Raw genomic sequence first — 3,242 nt, forward strand, 5'->3', positions numbered from 1 at the left:
CATCATCACTGGTGACAAAACGAAAATCGAAGGTATGAGGGGGCTTTTGGAGCGGGGAATCCGTTGAGGATACAGTTCTCGCCTTGCCAGGCATCTTCATCGGAGATGACGATAGATTGAGTTTGGCCGTTACATCAGAGCAGACCTTTGCAATCGGTTCATCCAGCTTTGCTCTGCTGGCTGGAGTGCTATTTTCAGGCATGCCGTTGTTAAGAACGGGTTTATTTATTTCTCCACCAATCTGACCATCCATGGTTAATCTCCCTACTGCTATCTGAAGGACTTAAATGAAACTGTTTTATAATTTGACCTTCAGATCGTACGAAAGTTTCATTTGGACAGTGGCTCGTTGCCATGGAAGGAAGTTACCCATCTCGAAAAATTTATCACGAACAAACTATGAGTCAGGAGGCTGACCGGGAATCGCGCTCATCCAGGCGACCCTGTAGCGGGGACGGCAGTCTATTCCTGGTCAACCTCCAGGTCAGTCGCCATCGAATTCAAATTCACGCTGTTCAAAAATTCTTCGGCAATGGTTGTCAGCTCACTGGATTTGAGCACCAGAGCGTTACTGGCGTTGAGTGCCTGCCGCAAGTAATCATCCTGAAGAGAGTCCAACAATTCAGAGCTCACAATATCAGACATCATGGCATACAGTTCTTCTGGTGAGGATGGATCATGAGCGCCATAGGAGTCCTCTTCGTTGTACCCAAAGATGGATGCCTTGGCCCAACAATAGGTTAGGCAGCCACCTTTCGAGTGTGTCAATCTATACAGATAATGACAGAAGGCCAGCTGAATCACCTGCTTGCATATTTCTCTAGTCTCATTCACAACACTTTGCTTCTCAAGGTAGATAAATTTTTCCGATGCTGTTGGCTCATTCCTGCATTGGTTTTTCTTTGTCTCATATTTATTGATGTCTTTCAGTAAATGCTTAAGTTGCGGAGTGTCCTCAAACGCTCGTTGAAACAGGGCTTCAGCCTTTTCCTTAATCAATGTGCCCCCCCAGGAAGGTTCCCCTGCGATAATCACCGGACGGTGGTTCCCCTTGCCTGAAATTAACCTCGGAAACGCGGGATGGTGGGCCAACATTCGCTCAACATTGGGAATACCCTCAGGTTCGTCCGTCCAGGCGTTCTGTAAGAATGGATTGGCAATATGATATTCAAGGGATGATGAAAAGCCATCATGACAATGACTGACGAATGGGGTATCACTATCTCTTTGTTGGAAGTTTTCATAAGCCATATGCAACAACTGACTATTGTTTTCCCTGGAAAAGAACTGCTTATACCACTTTTTCAAGCAATGAGCGGCTTCAACCTTGAGTTCATCGACGCTTTTCAGACGCACCAATAGCTCATGATGTTCACCGGCGTCTGCAATATAGTCCTCATCGGCCAGTATTGGATCCAGCCAACCCAATTTCAGGACTTCAAGGGCAAAGCGGATAACCGATGGCTTGGTCAGGTCACTCGCTGTCAGTATTTCTAACATTGAATGAAACCAATTGTGATCGCATAGGTCCTCCTGATCAATTATTTTTGGATGAAGTAACTTGAGTTGTTCAGTAATCTGCTCTTCATCACTATCGGACAATATTCGTGTCACCGCTTCCGATATCGAATCAAGTTGCATCTCGTAACAGCCCGATGCTTCTTTCCCCAGCGAGACGATTATTGAGACGGCCATAGAAAAACTGGTTAAATCTTTTTGCTCCCAAAGGTTCTTGACTATTTTGGAAATAATTAGCCTGGTATCTGGCAATGCGCTGTTTTTCTCAAGGGCTTTGTTCAGTTCCCCGAGGCTCATGTTACAGGCCTTAGCCAGAGTTTGCTGTTGCGGCAAATCAGCACCTTTCATGAGATTTTTCAGGAAAGCCTTATGCTTCTTTATCTCAGTGCTGGAACTGCTGACATTTGTGCTTGGCTGGAAGACACCGTCTATTTCTCTTCTTTTGACGGGCGCACCGCTGAGATCCACTGACTTCCAGGTTTGGCTCTTATCATCGTAATATTCAGCAAAGCTGTGGATATAACTATTCACTACCCGGGATGGAATCCCGAAATAACGACAAAAAGCAACAAAAACAGGCGCACGATGACGGCAGCTCCCTTGCCGTTCTTTTACCAGAAATTTAAAGAAATTCTCATGACAATCTGGTTTAGCTTTACCGGAAAACTGTCGGCAATAGTCTGTGATTGCCTCAATTCGTTGCTCAGGGTCTTTGGCGTCTTTTATTTTCTGCAAAGGCGCCTGTATTTCAGGTGGTTGTTGCTTAATGTTCTCTAACACTCCCTTCAGTACTGTTTTCATGCCTTTTGAACACCGGGCGTCAAGGCTTGTTAATCGTTCTGGCCGGGCTTCTTCAGGAGGTGTTTTTCTGCCTGGTTCTCTGTGTTCTACGACATAAGCAACTTCAATAACTTGGTCGGCTTTGGCTTCCGGAATCAACAATGTGTGCATCCCGGTATATCGATCCCTTAACAGTTTAAATGACAAACCGGGTTTTATATGCAGGGCAACGATATAGTTGTTAAACGTCAGGCTGGGCAATACAAGTTGACCATCTTTTTTCGATGATCCCCTAAAAGTTGCCAGTGTTTGATCGCTGGCTAGAGTCACTTCCTGGTCACGCTCTGGTAACGGGGCCGGTATGAGGGTTTCGACCCCATCAATGTATTGATTATCAAGAGCGGTCAGTTCGACATCACCCCAGCCATTCACATTAATATCCAGTACATCGATGCGATACATATTGGAAGGATGGTTCTGCGTTTTAAAAATTTTAACATCCTCAACTTGCCCCAACTCCAGACCCTCATACTTTGTTAGATGGTCCAATACCAGAGGAACAGGCTCTTTGCCGGGAGACGTTTTGCTTACCGGGCCTTTGTTTTTTGTTCTCCGGTCTAATGCCCGGTGGTCAGGCTCTTTGCCGGGAGACGTTTTGCTTATTGGGCCTTTGTTTTTTGTTCTCCGGTCTAATGCCCGGTGGTCAGGCTCTTTGCCGGGAGGCGTTTTGCTTACCGGGCCTTTATGTTTTTTTCTCCATTTCAATATTTTGGCCAGCTTCGAGCTGAATTTCAGGCGGTGTTTTTCAGGAGTCTTGTCATTGCCAATCGCAGACGCTTCGTTAATATCATTGCCAACCGCAGACGCTTCGTTAATATCATTGCCAACCGCAGACGCTTCGTTAATATCATCTTCAAGCTGTTGGCTCGTCAGATCACTTATCT

General features: G+C 45.8%; 2 protein-coding genes. Both read right to left on the bottom strand.

Annotation, left to right across the window (positions count from 1 at the left end; genetic code table 11):
• Positions 1-253 (bottom strand): hypothetical protein (locus KBW69_RS23200; RefSeq protein WP_257282499.1); only part of this gene is annotated, 253 nt, incomplete at its 3' end.
• 209 nt (positions 254-462) lie between these two features.
• Positions 463-3,242: transglutaminase family protein (locus KBW69_RS23205; RefSeq protein ID WP_257282500.1), on the bottom strand; the 2,780-nt coding region annotated here is incomplete at its 5' end.

The organism is Endozoicomonas sp. ISHI1 (assembly GCF_024606225.1).
GTDB lineage: Bacteria > Pseudomonadota > Gammaproteobacteria > Pseudomonadales > Endozoicomonadaceae > Endozoicomonas_A.